General features: G+C 40.3%; 14 protein-coding genes. 10 read left to right on the top strand and 4 right to left on the bottom strand.

Annotation, left to right across the window (positions count from 1 at the left end):
* Nucleotides 1-244: 244 nt before the first annotated feature.
* The 4 genes from KV40_RS03235 to chrA all read left to right on the top strand — a co-directional run bounded on the left by KV40_RS03235 (nt 245) and on the right by chrA (nt 6,717).
* Nucleotides 245-2,137 (top strand): CheR family methyltransferase, encoded by a 1,893-nt coding sequence (locus KV40_RS03235; protein WP_036477950.1) that lies wholly within the window; start codon nt 245-247, stop codon nt 2,135-2,137.
* 105 nt (nt 2,138-2,242) lie between these two features.
* Complete coding sequence (locus KV40_RS03230) at nt 2,243-2,656, top strand: hypothetical protein (RefSeq protein ID WP_036477947.1); 414 nt, start codon at nt 2,243-2,245, stop codon at nt 2,654-2,656.
* 667 nt (nt 2,657-3,323) lie between these two features.
* The gene (locus KV40_RS03225) at nt 3,324-5,399 is read left to right on the top strand and encodes a PAS domain-containing sensor histidine kinase (protein ID WP_036477945.1); all 2,076 of its coding nucleotides are present in this window, start codon (nt 3,324-3,326) and stop codon (nt 5,397-5,399) included.
* A gap of 133 nt (nt 5,400-5,532) precedes the next feature.
* Nucleotides 5,533-6,717 (top strand): chromate efflux transporter, encoded by a 1,185-nt coding sequence (chrA, locus tag KV40_RS03220; RefSeq protein ID WP_036477941.1) that lies wholly within the window; start codon nt 5,533-5,535, stop codon nt 6,715-6,717.
* Nucleotides 6,718-6,760: 43 nt separating this feature from the next.
* On the opposite strand, the gene KV40_RS03215 is transcribed toward chrA, so the two are convergent.
* Entirely contained in the window at nt 6,761-7,150 is a 390-nt protein-coding gene (locus KV40_RS03215; RefSeq protein WP_036477938.1) for a hypothetical protein, read from the bottom strand.
* A gap of 179 nt (nt 7,151-7,329) precedes the next feature.
* On the opposite strand from KV40_RS03215, the gene rppA reads away from it, so the two are divergent.
* The 5 genes from rppA (at nt 7,330) to KV40_RS35600 (ending at nt 11,247) form a co-directional block, all read left to right on the top strand.
* A complete protein-coding gene (gene rppA, locus KV40_RS03210; RefSeq protein WP_036477935.1) occupies nt 7,330-8,013 on the top strand; it encodes a two-component system response regulator RppA in 684 nt (227 codons plus the stop codon).
* A gap of 19 nt (nt 8,014-8,032) precedes the next feature.
* Nucleotides 8,033-9,280 (top strand): cell wall metabolism sensor histidine kinase WalK, encoded by a 1,248-nt coding sequence (locus tag KV40_RS03205; RefSeq protein WP_036477933.1) that lies wholly within the window; start codon nt 8,033-8,035, stop codon nt 9,278-9,280.
* Between the two features lie 308 nt (nt 9,281-9,588).
* Nucleotides 9,589-9,750, top strand: a complete 162-nt coding sequence (locus tag KV40_RS34590) for a hypothetical protein (protein WP_156113924.1) — start codon at nt 9,589-9,591, stop codon at nt 9,748-9,750.
* Nucleotides 9,747-11,084: a ferric reductase-like transmembrane domain-containing protein gene (locus KV40_RS03200; RefSeq protein WP_172657223.1), complete on the top strand. Its 1,338-nt coding sequence runs from the start codon at nt 9,747-9,749 to the stop codon at nt 11,082-11,084. The genes KV40_RS34590 and KV40_RS03200 overlap by 4 nt, the downstream gene beginning before the upstream one ends.
* Before the next feature lie 4 nt (nt 11,085-11,088).
* The gene (locus KV40_RS35600; RefSeq protein WP_172657222.1) at nt 11,089-11,247 is read left to right on the top strand and encodes a hypothetical protein; all 159 of its coding nucleotides are present in this window, start codon (nt 11,089-11,091) and stop codon (nt 11,245-11,247) included.
* A gap of 338 nt (nt 11,248-11,585) precedes the next feature.
* Here the strand turns inward: KV40_RS35600 and KV40_RS37205 are convergent, their stop codons facing one another.
* Both KV40_RS37205 and KV40_RS33035 read right to left on the bottom strand, forming a co-directional pair.
* Nucleotides 11,586-11,768 (bottom strand): pentapeptide repeat-containing protein, encoded by a 183-nt coding sequence (locus KV40_RS37205; RefSeq protein WP_371260766.1) that lies wholly within the window; start codon nt 11,766-11,768, stop codon nt 11,586-11,588.
* A gap of 7 nt (nt 11,769-11,775) precedes the next feature.
* A complete protein-coding gene (locus tag KV40_RS33035; RefSeq protein ID WP_081942738.1) occupies nt 11,776-11,913 on the bottom strand; it encodes a pentapeptide repeat-containing protein in 138 nt (45 codons plus the stop codon).
* Nucleotides 11,914-11,974: 61 nt separating this feature from the next.
* Here KV40_RS33035 and KV40_RS31760 point away from each other — a divergent pair, with 61 nt between their 5' ends.
* On the top strand, nt 11,975-14,083 hold the full coding sequence (locus KV40_RS31760; protein WP_052055306.1) for a serine/threonine-protein kinase: 2,109 nt from the start codon (nt 11,975-11,977) through the stop codon (nt 14,081-14,083).
* Between the two features lie 298 nt (nt 14,084-14,381).
* On the opposite strand, the gene KV40_RS03190 is transcribed toward KV40_RS31760, so the two are convergent.
* On the bottom strand, nt 14,382-15,833 hold the full coding sequence (locus KV40_RS03190; RefSeq protein WP_036477930.1) for a Ni/Fe hydrogenase subunit alpha: 1,452 nt from the start codon (nt 15,831-15,833) through the stop codon (nt 14,382-14,384).
* Nucleotides 15,834-15,871: the final 38 nt, after the last annotated feature.

The following is a 15,871-nucleotide window of genomic DNA, read 5'->3' as shown; positions in this document are numbered from 1 at the left end:
GGCAGAAGACAAATGGCAGATATTATTTTTTCACATAAACATTTAAACCCCAACCAAACTATATATTGATATCTATTATTGAGAACTAATAGGATTATGTAAGGAAAGCGATATAGAGACAATTATCATTTTGCTAAAAGAGGAAAGCAGAATGATTATTAGCCTGACCAAGAAACTAGAAAAATAATCACTGTTCTCTGTTCCCCATTCCCTCTTACAGACACAAGATTACCAAACCAAATAAATGAACGAAGAATCAGATCGAGTTTTTGAAGAAATTCTAGAATATCTCAGACAAGCGCGGGGTTTTGACTTTACGGGTTATAAACGCTCTAGCCTCAAGCGTCGGGTAGTCAAACAGATGAACTCGCGAAATATCGATAGTTTTGAAGCTTACCTAGACTATCTACAGGTTCATCAGGAAGAGTTTCTGCCTTTATTCAACACCATTTTAATTAACGTTACTTCCTTTTTTCGCGATGCCGATGCCTGGAACTTTTTGCGGCAGCAGGCTCTGTCTCGGATAATTGCGGATAAATCGGAGCCATCGCCGATCCGAGTATGGTGTGCGGGTTGTGCTTCTGGTGAAGAAGCCTATAGCCTGGCGATAATTTTGGCAGATATTTTAGGATTGGAAAGATTTCGCCAGCAGGTTAAAATTTACGCTACCGATGTAGATGAAGATGCTCTGGCTCAGGCGCGTACCGCTAGCTACAGCGCAGAAAAGCTCGAACCAATCGAAACAGAAATACGCGAGCGATTTTTCGAGCCATTAGGAGAAAGATATATTTTTCGTTCCGACTTGCGCCGCGCCGTAATTTTTGGTCGTCACGATTTAGTACAAGACGCGCCAATTTCACGTCTGGACTTACTGGTGTGTCGTAACACGCTAATGTATTTTAATGCCGAAACTCAAGCCAAGATTCTCAGCCGTTTTCACTTCGCACTTAACGATTCGGGATTGCTGTTTTTAGGCAAAGCAGAGATGCTGTTAACTCACGCCAATCTTTTTAGTCCTATTAACTTACAATATCGTATTTTTCGTCGGGTCAAAACGGGAAAACGGCGCGATCGTTCGATTTTAATTCCTAATAGTTTCGCTAACAATGCCAACGATTTATCTCGCTACGTTCAACTGCGAGAACTAGCTTTGAACAGTGTTGCTACAGCTTTTATTGTCATAGATATAAACGGAAATTTGAGCTTGGCAAATACCACAGCTCGTTCGATGTTCGGACTCAATTTTATCGATATCGGTCGTCCCTTACAAGATTTAGAAATTTCCTATCGTCCATTAGAATTACGCTCCCATTTAGATAAAGTTTATCAAGAGCGTCAAAAAGTTACTGTTAACGATGTAGTTCGTCAGTTGCCAAATGATGACTTTCAGTATCTAGACGTAGAGTTTTGTCTGCTGCAAAACGAAAGTGGCGAAATTTTAGGAACCAGCGTAACTTTTGCGGATACGACTCGCTATCATCAGCTTCAGGAAGAACTACAGCAAGCCAATCAGGAATTAGAAACAGCAAACGAGGAATTGCAGTCTAGTAACGAAGAACTAGAAACCACCAACGAAGAACTGCAATCGACCAACGAAGAACTAGAAACCACCAACGAAGAACTGCAATCGACCAACGAAGAACTAGAAACCACCAACGAAGAACTGCAATCGACTAATGAAGAATTAGAAACGATGAACGAAGAACTGCAATCGACCAATGAAGAATTGCAGACTATTAACGATGAGCTAAGGCTTCGTACTACTGAATTAAATCAAACTAATGCTTTTTTGGGTTCTATTTTGGGAAGTCTTCAGGCGGGAGTAGTGGTAGTAGACAGACAATTTAACATTCTCAGTTGGAACGATGAAGCCGAAAACCTTTGGGGCTTAAGAGCCGATGAAGTCAGAAATAAATCTGTTTTGGGTCTTGATATTGGTTTGCCAGTAGCACAACTGCGAGAACCAATCCTTGACTGTTTGAATGAAGATAAAAAAAGCGAAGACATAACTTTACAGGCAATTAATCGCCGTGGCAAGTCGTTTCAATGTCGTATTAGCTTTAATCTTTTGATTGGCTTTCAACAAGAGCGTCAGGGAGTCATTCTAATGATGGAAGTAATAGAAACTAATAATTGATATTTTAGAAGGCAAAAGACAAGAGTTTTATAGATACCTATTGCTTTCTTTCATTAATTTAATTAGTTCGCAGAGGAAATAAAATCGCTATATAAATAAATAGTTATGTACGAATCAAAATTAGCTAAAGACCAAAAAAACTATTCCTCGAACAAAGGAAAAATTGCCCGACAGCATCAAGAAATCGCTACCAAATGCGGCGAAGAATTAATCGAACTGGGAAAATCTTTGCAAAAACAAGAAAATCCAGCAACAGAACTGGGAAAATCTTTGCAAGCACATGGCGAAAAAATTCAGCAGTACATGCAACATGAAGCACAGCAGGCTGAAGAAGCTTTAAAACAAGTAGGAGAACGGAAAGCAGATTCTCGTCAGTCTCAGGAAACTGCGGCTATGTACCGAAGACTAGCGACAGAGGAGCATACCCAGGCGGTTTATGAATATAACCAATATCTTCAGCAGCAAATTCAAGAGAATCGGCAAAAAATAGAGCAATATAAGCAACAACAGCAATCCTAAATTATTTGTGAACAGTCAAATCTTCGTATGGGGAACAGGCAAGAGGCTATTCTTTTGTTCTCTCGAGTCGAATATTCAAGCTTAGAGTAGGTTCTGTCGAACTAGCGTTAAACTACAAAACTTTTGATTCACAATGTAGTATTTATATAAAATTTTTATACTATATAGCATAGCTAACAAAAAAACATAAAAATAGTTTTAAGTACAAAACCGTACAGTAAATTTTTATGCTGTTGTGTCAATATAGCAACTCTCAACTAAGTCAGAGAAGCACCGTCATTTTAACTGCGGAGCTGCCTCTGTCTTCGTAAGATACTAATTTAAACTTAGAATAAATTGCTTAAACTCTTGGTGCCTTTTGCCCAATCGAATCAAAGCGTAACGCATGTATATAATTGAGAACTGCTATATCACTGTAAACTTTAATTTTTAATAAACAAAATATAACTTATATTTTAAAATACATAATAATTAGCGATTAAAAATAATACGCTAGACTTAAATTAACTTATTAAATAAGAGCCGTTATTAAATGCAAATAAATTTTTTAATTAGAACAGGGTACAGAACAATTTCTGTACCCTGTTATGATTTTGTTGATTTTATCTATTTATAGTTAATTACCAATTATTCGAGCAATATATATATAAAGGTAGTTCCAGCAAAAATGTATAGTTCTGATTTTGAAGAAAAAATCAAAGAGTTGCAAATGCAGTTAGCCAAATTGCAAGACAATCAGAATCAATCTGAATTAAAAACAAAAACTAATGAAGAGATAAAAATTGCTTTATCAACCGCTTTAGAAGAACTGCATGTAGCGGTAGAAGAACTGCAAGAACAAAATACAGAATTACTTTTTTCCCGTCAAGAACTAGAACACGAACAGCAAAAATATCAAAATTTATTCGAGCTAGCTCCAGATGGATATATTGCTACTGATAAAAATGGCGTAATTCAAAATGCCAACCAGGCTACAGAAAAGTTGCTAGGAGTACGTAGCGATCGCTTGATAAACAAACCGTTAGTTATCTTCGTAGAAGAATCATCACGTCAAGCTTTTTACTCGATGTTAGATAATTTGAATAGAAAAGACAAGATCGACGACTTTGAAATCAAATTATTGCCCCGACACTCAAAACCATTTTATAGCTCGATTTCTCTGGCAATCGAGTGGGACTATGCGGGTAAAATTGAAAGACTGTTGTGGTCGATCCGAGATATTAGCGAGCGACTTAAATCCGAGCGAAAGATACACCAACAAGCAAAACTTTTAGAAGTAACTACCGATGCAATTATAGTTGTTGACTTAGAAGATAAAGTAATTTTTTGTAACAGTAGTGCCGAACAGTTGTATGGTTGGCAACCAGCAGAAATTTTAGGACAAGACTTAAAGGAGCTTTGGGGCAAAAAACTACTGCCGCAATTAGAAATAGCCAAAGACAGTTTATTAGAAACAGGTGAGTGGCAGGGAGAGCTAGAAAAACTCTCTACAAGCGAACGAGAACTGACAATTGAAAGTCGTTGGACTTTAGTGAGAGATAGCCAGAGTAAACCCCAAAAGATAATGATAGTCGATACCGACATCACCGAAAAAAAGCAACTCCAAAAGCAGCTATATCGCGCTCAAAGACTGGAAAGTGTTGGCACTATGGCTAGCGGCATCGCGCACGATCTCAATAATATTCTCAACCCTATTCTCGGTTCGGCTCAGTTGTTGCCCGCTACGTTGGTCAAGCCTAGCAAGATGAGTTTGGAGTTAATAGAAATTATTGAAAAAAGTGCCAAACGCGGCGCAGAGATAGTTACGCAGGTCTTAGCTTTTTCTCGTGCGGAAGTCAAGCAGCTAATGCCCCTACAAACTGCCGAGGTTATTTGCGAAATCGAGCAGATGATAAAGGAAACTTTTCCTAAAACGATTGACATCGAAGTCAATCTTCCCGATTGCCTTAAGCTAGTTAATGGCGATTCGACGCTGATTCATCAAGCAGTGCTAAATCTCTGTATAAATGCTCGCGATGCTATGTCTAATGGCGGCAGCCTTACTTTGAGCGCGGAAAATCGTTTCGTAGACCAAAGCTACGCCCGACAGCATTTAGATGCCCATGTTGGAGAATATGTAGCTATAACCGTCGCCGATACTGGAGTGGGCATTCCATCCAACATCATCGAGTGTATTTTCGATCCGTTTTTTACTACTAAAGAAATCGGACAGGGTACGGGGTTGGGACTGTTTACCGTCATGGGAATTGTCAAACAACATAATGGTTTTGTCGATGTAGCCAGTGACTTCGGACAGGGAACTCAGTTTCAGATTTTTCTACCAGTTATAGAAACAGAAAATATATCTACAGTAGAAGAAACATCTCCAGCAAGCGAAGGCAATAAACAACTAATTTTGGTAGTAGACGATGAGGAAGATAACCTCCAGATGTCTGAGGTTCTGTTAGAGCTTAATGGCTATAAAGTAATAACAGCTAAAAACGGAGAAGAAGCGATCGCTACATACGAACGGCATCATGCTGAGATCGAACTAGTTTTGATGGATATGATGATGCCCAGAATGGATGGGTTTACTGCGATCGAGCATTTAGCAAAGATCTCTCCTCAAGTAAAAGTAATCTGTCTGAGTGGACTAGCCAACGAATATTCATCCAACAGTAATCCTCACATCAAAAATTTTATTGCCAAACCAATTACCGTCGAAAATTTGCTATTGGCGATCGAGCAAGTTCTTCAAGCTTAATGCCAAAATTAGCAAAATAAGGAGAAATAATAAAGATTGTTGAAGAAGTAGATCGGCTACGTCGCATGATTCAAAATTAATTTGAAGTAAAAAAACTATAAACAATCTGAAATACAGATGTTGAATAAATGCGATGAGAGAACTAGCCTTACTATTTTTGAAATTGGGAGTGTCTGCTTTTGGCGGTCCCCAAGCTCACATTGCAGCCATTAATGATGAAGCAGTCATTAGACGTAACTGGCTAAGTGCCGAACAATTTAGCGAAGCAATAGCCGTCTGCGAAATGTTACCAGGACCTGCCTCAACTCAAGTAGCAATTTATACGGGCTATTTACGGGGCGGTCAGTGGGGGGCATTAGTAGCGGGAATTTGCTTTATTTTTCCCGCTTTTTTAATCGTGCTGGTTTTATCTTGGATGTATTTTCGGTTTCAAGGACTACCACAAACATCGGCACTATTTTTTGGCATTTCTCCAGTAGTGACGGCAATTATTTTGGGTTTTTGCTGGAAGTTAGGTCGCAGAATTATTAATAACCGAACTAGCGTCGCGATCGCGATAGGTGTTTTGGTAATTACTTTGTTTACTAACGTCAATGTTCTAATTCAGTTTATAGTTGCTGGATTTTTGGGAGTGTATTTTTTAGGGAACAACAAGCCAAATGCTCGTATTTCTGGGTCTGACAATAAATTAATTTTGCCGATTTTACCAGCGATCGTAGCTGAGATATCTCCTACATCTTTGACCCTCTCTAGCTTTTGGGGAATTGAAAGAATCAGCGAATTTTTTTTGCCTCTAAGCTGGTTTTTTTTCAAAGTCGGCAGCTTCATTTTTGGCGGTGGATTGGTAATAATTCCCCTATTAGAATTTCAAGTAGTAGAGCAACTGCACTGGTTGACTAAAACCGAATTTATTAACGGAGTAGCCATAGGGCAATTGAGTCCGGGTCCTGTAGTCCTGACGGCTGCCTTTGTCGGATATAAAGTCGCGGGAGTTATGGGATCGATTGTATCGACGATCGCCATTTTTACTCCTTCTTTTTTGTTTATTATGTTAGCTGCACCGCTACTACAAAAGTTAAGGCAAAATCCTCAAGTCAGAAACTTTTTAAAGGGAGTAACTCCAGCAGTATTGGGAGCGATCGCCGCAGCAGCAATTCCTTTGGCGCAAACAGCTTTAATCCAGGAAAGATTATCTTACTCTATTATTGCGACTGTAATTTTTATTTTGGCGTTGATTGCATTGATTTATTATCGTGTTGCTACTTGGCGGTTAATTCTTGCTGGTGCCTTATTGGGATTGTTAGTACGGTTTGTCTAATTCAAACTATGGGCGACCGCTTTGCCATTAATTTTTTTTGAGTTTAATCTTCAATTTGATAGCGTGCCAGTCTTTTGACATCTTCTCGGGATAAACCTAACTCAAGAGCGATCGCCTTTTCTACCTGCTCAAACTCAGTCGTGGGAAACTCAAACTCTAACTTTTTTAGTTCCGAATCATTAGTTTTAATCTTAACCTGAGTTGCTCCTCTGTTTTTATCGATTAAAACTTGGATTACCTGTACCGTAAAAGAAAGTTCGATCTGGGTACGTTGGTTGGCTTCTAGTTCGGTAACAATACCATGAGGGCGACTTAAAACTCGATCGGAAATAACTTCGCCACCCATCCAAAAAGCCAACGCTAATATAGGTAGCAGCAGCCAAAAATCTAAATTGAGACTGGACGCTTTTTGTAACCAGCGCGGTAATGACATAGGTTAGAACGGTATAAATTAATATTGGTTAGTTAATAAAATCAAGACAAACGTTGCTCGGTTTTTTTTATCATAAAAACGAATCTGCTCGATAAAAAATCGAACCTTAGCATGATGTGTAGCGATCGCCAGAGCCATATGCTTTTAATTCGATTCCTAATACTGTTGCCAACAATGAAATGAAAATTCTCTTGGTAGAAGACGATCGCGAACAACTAGAGCCGATGCAGGCGGTTTTATCAGAACTTGGTTATCTGGTAGATGGTATCGAAGATGGAGAAACTGCTCGATGGTTAATCTCTCAAAAAGATTATGACTTACTGATTTTAGATTGGATGCTCCCCAAAATTAGCGGTTTAGAACTTTGTCGCCAGTATCGAGATGCAGGGAAAAATGCACCAGTATTAATGTTAACCGCTAAAGATACTATAACCGATAAAGTTATGGGTTTAGATGCGGGTGCTGACGATTATTTAGTCAAGCCTGCTAACATTACCGAATTATTGGCAAGAGTTAGAGCTTTATCCAGGCGATCGCCCTTATGGCAGGGAGATACTTTAGCAGTTGCCGATCTCCAGCTAGATATGAATACCCTAACCGCCAAACGCCATACAGATACAGTAGAACTATCCGCCCGCGAATTTCAGTTACTAGAGTATTTTTTACGCCACCCTCAACAAGTTTTGACCCGCAACCAAATTGAAGAATATCTGTGGGAATGGGGAGAAGAACCAGAAAGCAATGCCGTTACCGCAGCCGTGCGTCGCCTCAGACAGCGTTTGAAATTAGTAGAGGCAGCAGATTGGATTGAAACCGTGTACGGTATGGGTTATCGTCTCACTCCTCCCCAACTAAAGCAGTAATAATATCTATTGTCGCTGTATGTTTAATCGTAGCCGTCGCAATTTAGCTCGTTGGTTTACTTTCTCAATGGGCAGTATTTTGATAGTTTTTGCAGGGGTGCTTTACTATGTACAATCTATAGACGAGCTTGAAAAACTCGATCGCCTTGTGTATCGCAAGACGAGAGTGATGGCAACCAACGTTCAATACGATCTAAAATCTGACACTGCCAACCTAGAAAATGTGCCGTTGCTGGGAAGTAATACCCGACTACTAAACACCGAGTTGGTATACGCCCGTTGGTATGATTCTCAAAAGCAACTGGGTCAATTTTTTGGTAGCCCTGGCAGCGATCGCTTAATGGTTAGTTCCGATCTACAAACGATTAAAAATGGTACGCTTTGGATTCGCCAAATCACTCTACCCGTTTACCAGCAACAGCAGCTTATTGGCTATCTTCAAGTTGGCACTCCTTTAACTTCCACTCAAGAAAACCTAGCTGAGTTACGCTTAGTTTTAACTATAACAGTGCCTATTTCTTTGGGCATAATCGGCGTAACTGGTTGGGTACTGGCAGTAATCGCCATGCAACCAATTCGTCTGGCATACAGCCAGCTTCAGCGTTTTACCGCCGATGCTTCTCACGAATTACGCGCCCCTCTAGCAGCAATTCTGTCTAACGCTCAAGTAGGACTGATTACTCCTGTTAAAGATGGTTCGCAGCAGCTTTTTCGGTTAGAAAAAATCACCAAGCTGGTAGAGTCCATTAGCAGTTTAGTAAGTAATTTACTATTTCTAGCTCGTCATGAAGGACAATTTGCTACTGAGTCTTTACAAAAACTCGATCTGAATAATTTACTCCAAAAAATCGCCAATGACTATCAGATTTTAGCTAAAGAACGAGGCTTGAATTTGACCTGCACTCTACCTTCCCAACCCATTCAAATATTGGCAGAACCTACCTTATTGACTCAGGCAATAACTAATTTACTAACCAATGCCTGTAAATATACTCCCACTGGAGGCAAAGTAGAGTTAAGCTTGAAGGAAAAATTCCGTCAGGCGATAATCGAGATCGAAGATAGCGGAATTGGTATCCCCGAAGCAGATTTACCTCACATTTTCGAGCGATTTTATCGGGTAGATAGCGAGCGATCGCGCAACACTGGTGGTTTTGGTTTGGGGTTGGCGATCGCCAAACAAATTGTCGAAGCTCATGGTGGTAAAATTTCCGTCTCTTCACAAGTGGCAACAAAAACTATTTTTACAATTAAGTTACCTTTGTAACCCTGGCTTTTTTAAACTTCTATATCTATTAAACGCGCCAAACGCTTCAGCTAGTATTGATTCCATTGATTTACTTTAAAAAAGAAAATAATACCAGTTCTCGAAAGTGCATATCTTGTTAAACCGCATCTAATTTGAAACCCACAGTTTTAAGTAATCTATTCGAGGGAACAGGGAACGGGGAACAGGGAACAGACGGTAAATATGAAACTATGGTTTTCTAAATGGACGAAGTTTAACTGCCGTCATTTTCTGGTCATATTTGTTCTTAAAACTGAATATCAGCAGAGTTTTTGAGAAATCTAATAATGGAAAGATTATTTATTGCTTTGACTGCCCTATCAGCAGGGGCAACGCTAGCTATTCCCAATTTAGCAAAAGCGCAGATTTCTATCGAAGAACTACAGCAGCGTTCGCAAGGTACTATTAAAACCTCAAACAATGTCATGCAGTTAGAAGGTTTTAAATGAAACGTCTGTTAATGACCAGTCCCGTAGCGGTAGCAGTTTTTTGGATTGGTATTTATCTTGTTATTACTCTTTTACCGTTATTAGTACTACTATTTTATGCCCCAGCAGAAAGTAGGGGATTTTGGATCGAATTCTCGGTAGCTTTGGGTTTTATCGGGCTGGCGATGATGGCACTTCAGTTTGCGCTAACAGCCAGGATTAATCGGGTTGAAGCTTCTTATGGCGTAGATATTATCCTTCAGTTTCATCGCTATACGTCCATCGTTGCCTTTGGTTTAATCCTGATTCATCCTTTGATTTTATTCATCACCGCGCCCGAAACCAGGCAGCTATTAAATCTTCTGGAAGCCCCCTGGCGAGCTAGATATGCCGTAGCATCGACGACTGCGCTGATTTTGCTGGTAATTACTTCCATCTGGCGCAAGCCTCTGAAAATTCCCTACGAACCCTGGCGCATTCTCCACGGGATTTTAGCAGTAGCGATCGTTGCTTTTGGTTTGGCTCATGCTTTGGGGGTGAGTTACTACCTGAGCCTGTTTTGGAAAAGCGTCCTTTGGAGCGCGATCGCCTTATTAGCCCTGTGGCTGCTGATTTACGTTCGGATAATCAAACCCTGGTTTATGGTGAAAAAACCCTATTTAGTGGAAGAAGTAATTCCCCAACGGGGTAACGTCTGGACGCTGGCATTGCGATCGCACGGACACCCAGGGATGCAGTTTGAACCAGGACAATTTGCCTGGATTACCCTGGGTATTTCTCCCTACGGGATGCGGGAACATCCTTTTTCCATGTCTTCTAGTGCAGTATCTCCCGACCGTTTAGAATTTAGCATCAAAGCTTTAGGAGATTTTACCAAGAGAATTAAAGATATTACACCAGGGACTAAAGCCTATCTCGATGGACCTTATGGCGTGTTTACCACCAGTCTCTATTGGGACTCGGCAGGATTTATTTTAATTGCTGGGGGGATTGGTATTACGCCGTTGATGAGTATGTTACTCACTGCTGCCGAACGTCATGACGACCGACCTTTTTTATTAATCTATAGCAGTAAAACGCGATCGCAAATAACTTTCTACGAAGAATTAGAGGAACTCAAAACTCAACTTGACTTAAAGATCGTTCACGTTCTGAGGAAACCCCCCGAAGACTGGCAGGGAGAAACGGGCTACGTCGATCGCGAATTATTAGAAAAATACCTACCCCCACATCGAGGTAGCCGTCACTACTTTATCTGTGCTGCTCCCGTAATGATGGATGCGGTAGAAGCTGCTTTATACGAGTTAGAAGTCCCCGTCACTCACGTCCACATGGAACATTTCAATTTGGTTTAAAAATATGCGCTATAGCATCATGCTGCAAGTGGTGGGAATCATTACTTTAATTTTCGTCGGTACGGCAGGGTTATTTGCCTGGCTGCAAAACCGCGAGATTCCCTCAGAGTTAGATAGCAAGCGATCGCCTGAATACTACAGTCGTACGCAATCAAATGAGTAATAAGTAATGAATTTTTTGAGACAATTTTACCAATTTAAGAAATATTATGTTAGCTAAAAATGATTTAACCGATAATTTATTTCCCAACGAGCTATTCGCCAATGCTTGGCAACAGCTTAAAAAATCGATTTTAGATAAATTCAATTGCATCATATACCTCTAAGTTTTAATGACAATAAATTTTATATATTTATTGCTTGGTTATTATTAAATTACTGACAGAATGTGGCTCAAAAATTACAGAACAATTTGTTTTTAAAAACCGATTTATAGTTTAAGTCGAAGAATTTTTGATAACTGTAAAGCTGAGTTAATACAAATCCCTGCGATAAACTTGGTTATTGCGAATTACGAATTGTGCCATCTGGCATAATTGTTCTGTCGAATTCTGCTTCGGCTAAATTTGCGTCCTCTATAGTTGCGTCGGTTAAGTTAGTTTGCCTTAAATTAACTTGCGTTAAATCTACCTCCTCCCAACTCGCTCCTGTTAAATTAGCTTCACTGAGGTCGCTATTATTGATAATGGCATTATCTAATATCTAAGTCTGCGTCTTGAAGATTAGCACCACTCAAATTTGCTCCAGTTAGTACCGCATCGCTCAAATCTGCCTCGGTAAGAATAGCATCTTTGTTAAAAAAATATTTAGATAAAAAAAGTTTGGTCATTGAGAACCGCAAATTTTTGTATTCTTAAAGTTACATATTTATTAAAAATATCGATCGCGCTATGCAGGGAAAAATTTTAGGTTCGCGTTATCAAGTTATCGAATTTATTGGTAAAGGGGGATTTGGTAAAACTTATCTAGCTGAAGACACTCTATTGCCAGGCAGAGATAAATGCGTTGTCAAGCAGCTTTATCCCAGCGTTGACGATGTCAACTTTGTCAAAACGGCGCGGCGTTTGTTTAAAACCGAAGCAGAAACTTTGCATAGTTTGGGCAGCCACGACCAAATCCCTCAGCTTTTAGCATATTTTGAAGAAGAAGAAAAGTTTTATCTCGTACAGCAATACGTTGAGGGTCATACTCTAAGTAAAGCTCTAGTTCCAGGACAAACTTGGTCGGAAGCTAAAGTTATCGAACTACTGAGAGATTGCGCCAACATCTTAAACTTTATCCATAGCAAAGGCGTAATTCACCGCGACATCAAACCAGATAATTTGATCTGCCGTAATTCTGATAATAAGCTGGTACTGGTAGACTTTGGTAGCGTCAAAGAAGTTATCGTCGAACAAACTCAATTACTCCCTTCTACTGTGGCAGTAGGAACACGGGGCTATATGCCAATGGAACAAGCCAGAGGTATGCCACGCCCGACTAGCGATATTTATGCTTTGGGTATTATTGGCATTCAGGCGCTTGCGGGGATGTCTCCTCTTTCTCTCCCCGAAGATGATGATGGCGAACTTATCTGGCAAGATCGGGCAGAAGTTAGTCCCCAACTAGCGGAAATATTGAACAAAATGACGCGCTCGCACTTCAAACAACGCTATCAATCGGCTAGAGAAGTTCTAGATTCTCTAGACAGTCTCTGTATGAGTAGAGTTATCCCCCAAAATAAGGCTGCTGGATATACTCCTACAGCTAAGCTAAACTTTTCTCAGATAGCTGACATGGCTGAGGCGACACCACCTGATTCTGTTGTAGAAGTTCCCACCGTAGTCAATAACTTACCTACTGTTGTAAACTCCACAACTTCAACCAATAGCGCACAATCCAAATCAACAATCTTGCCGCCTTCTAACTTACAGCAGCGATCGCAACCAAATGAAAACCCCAGTTCTTCAATTGCCAACGAATCGTCTAATTCCGTGACTAAAACTAAAAATTTAGATAAGTATAAAACTCTTGCTACTTTGGGTACAGCAGTAGTAATTGGTGCTATTGCCACTGGCGGAATGTATCTACTCAAACAAAAAACTATTACCAGCAATCAAAAAAGTGTAGACGAGCAGATTGCAGAATTCGAGAAGATGTTAGAAACAAAAAGCTTTGATAAATGCTACGATCGTGCGACTAAAATGGCAACTGAAGCCAAAGCATCTGAAAATATTACTATACCAGAAGCACAGCGAAAAGAGTTTGAAGCCAAATGCGGTCTGGCATCAGCTAAAAAAGAAGCGGACAATCTTAAATATATCGAAGCTCTGGCGATCGCCAAAGCCTTACCTTCAAAAACTTCTATAGATGCAGAAATTCAACAACAAAAAGAATTATGGTCGGAAAAAGTGCTACAACAAGCCAATAATTTATATAACAAAGAAGGCAAGCTTCAAGAGGCTTTAGAATTAGCCGAACAAATTCCTCAAGATACTGCCATCAGACAAAAAGTAATCGATGCTAAAAATAGTTGGAAAGCCGAACATGAAACTAATGAAGTCATAATTACCTCCGCACAAGAAGCTCTAAGCGAAGAAAAATGGCAATACGCCAAACAAGAAGCTACCAAAGTCAAAGATTCCCCTTCCAGTTATTGGCGCGAGCGCGCCAAAGCTATTATTAGCCAGGCAGAAGAAGGTATTGCCGCAGCAACTTCCACTCCCGAACCAAACACTCCTGCACAAAAGCCAGATACGATTCAACCAGAACCGCCAACTGCTACTAAGCCAGAACCCAAACCAACAGAACCGCCAAAAAATGAAGAAAAACCTGGTCTTCCAGATTATGAAGGCGAACTAAGAGATTTGAGTGGTGATTCTACTGCCACAGGCAACAAAAGACTTAATAATACTAATTCAGATGAGTTAAGAGATTTGAGTAATGATTATCCTTCAGTACCTGAGCCTACAATAGTACCATCTCCACAACCTCAAGATGATTCAATGCGAGATTTGTAGTTTCCTAGGAGTTCGACGAAAAAAAGGAAAAAAGAAAGGCTGAGATGTAAACTCAGAATAATCAAAATCTAAGTATCTCAGTTAGCTATATGATGGCATCAAGATTGAATATCACACAAACTGCTGTTTTTTGACCCTGTCGAACTCACGTTTTTTTAGTCAATATCTTCTAATTTTCGGCATTTTTTCATTTGAGGCTCGTTCACAATGGCTAAAAGCCTATTTATTTCGTCGTAGTCACTGAATTTTGCCAAGTCGTGTGTAAATAACGCATATCGCACACCCCAAGCACCATAACTTAATTTTGCCAAACATTATCTAATATGTTGCCTGCTGCATCAAATAAGCAAACGTGTAACGGCATTTGACCGACGGCATGAGTCGAACAACTCAAGCAGGGATCGAAAGCACGAATCCCTGCTTCAACTCGATTGAGCATTCCTTGAGAAATTTTGCCCCCCTGAAGATAATGTCTGGCAATTTGAGCGATAGTGCGATTCATCGCCAAGTTGTTTTGACCCGTAGCGATAATCAAATTTACCTTTGTGAGCAAGCCATCTCGATTGACATGATAGTGGTGGAATAAAGTGCCTCGCGGTGCTTCACTAACGCCAACCCCTTCAAGTTGATTGATACCCGCCTGAGCGCGTAAGCGATCTGCATACAAGTCGGAGTCTTCCAATAAATCTTCGATTTGCTCGATACAGGCTAAAATTTCAATCAGACGAGCATAATGATAGAAGAAAGAACAATTAACCGTACCTTTTCCTCGCTCTCTAAATTCTCTTAATTCGCGATCGCTTAAAGGCGTGCCGATCCGACTACAGATATTGAGTCTTGCTAGAGGTCCAACGCGATAAATACCGCTTTGCAAACTGCAAACATCTTTTTTAGCTGGATAACCTAGGGGTCGATAGTAAGGAAACTTTAAGTATGACCAAGGTTCGACTGCTTCAGCAATATACTCTTGGTAGTGAGTTGGATCGAGTTTATCGGCGATAATATTGCCACCACTGTTAACGAAACGAATTTTGCCTCCGTAATGTTCCCATTGCCCGTCTTCTCCTACTAGTCCCATAAACAAGCTAGGAAAATTACCAAAGGTCTGAGTTTCCGCTGCGTAATCGGCTAATAAGCTTTTAAATTTATCTATGGTGTTAAGAGCAGTTGCTTTTACTTCCAAAAGACGTGCATGTATTTGGTTTTTTCCTTTTTTAGATAGCGAGTTTCTTACCCCTCCTGGTACCGCCCAGGCAGGATGAATTTTTTTACCTCCTAAAATTTCAATAATTTCTTGTCCGAACTGCCGCAAACGAATCCCACTACGGGCTAGTTCTGGTTCGGCAGCAATCAAGCCAAAAATATTACGGGAAGCAGGGGCGCTATCCATACCCAGTAATAAATCTGGCGCACTGAGATGAAAGAAGCTCAGGGCATGGGACTGAATTATCTGTCCCAAATTCATCAGACGACGGAGCTTTTCAGCCTCGGGAGGAATGTCTACAGCTAAAATGCGATCGCCCGCTTTAGCAGAAGCCAGTAAATGACTGACAGGACAGATGCCACAAATCCGACCTGTAATACCTGGCATTTCCCACAAAGGACGACCTTCGCAAAATTTTTCAAAACCTCTAAATTCGGTAACGTGAAAGCGGGCATCTTCTACTTGTCCCGCTTCGTCGAGGTGAATGGTAATTTTGGCATGACCTTCGATCCGCGTTACGGGGTCGATAACAATTTTTTGGGACATTGCATCTAGTTAGTGGTTAGTTGTTTTTTCGTTTCTAG

Origin of the sequence: Myxosarcina sp. GI1, assembly GCF_000756305.1 — a bacterium.
Lineage (GTDB): Bacteria > Cyanobacteriota > Cyanobacteriia > Cyanobacteriales > Xenococcaceae > Myxosarcina.
The sequence above is the reverse complement of the archived record's forward strand: the minus strand, read 5'-3'. Positions and strand labels throughout refer to the sequence as shown.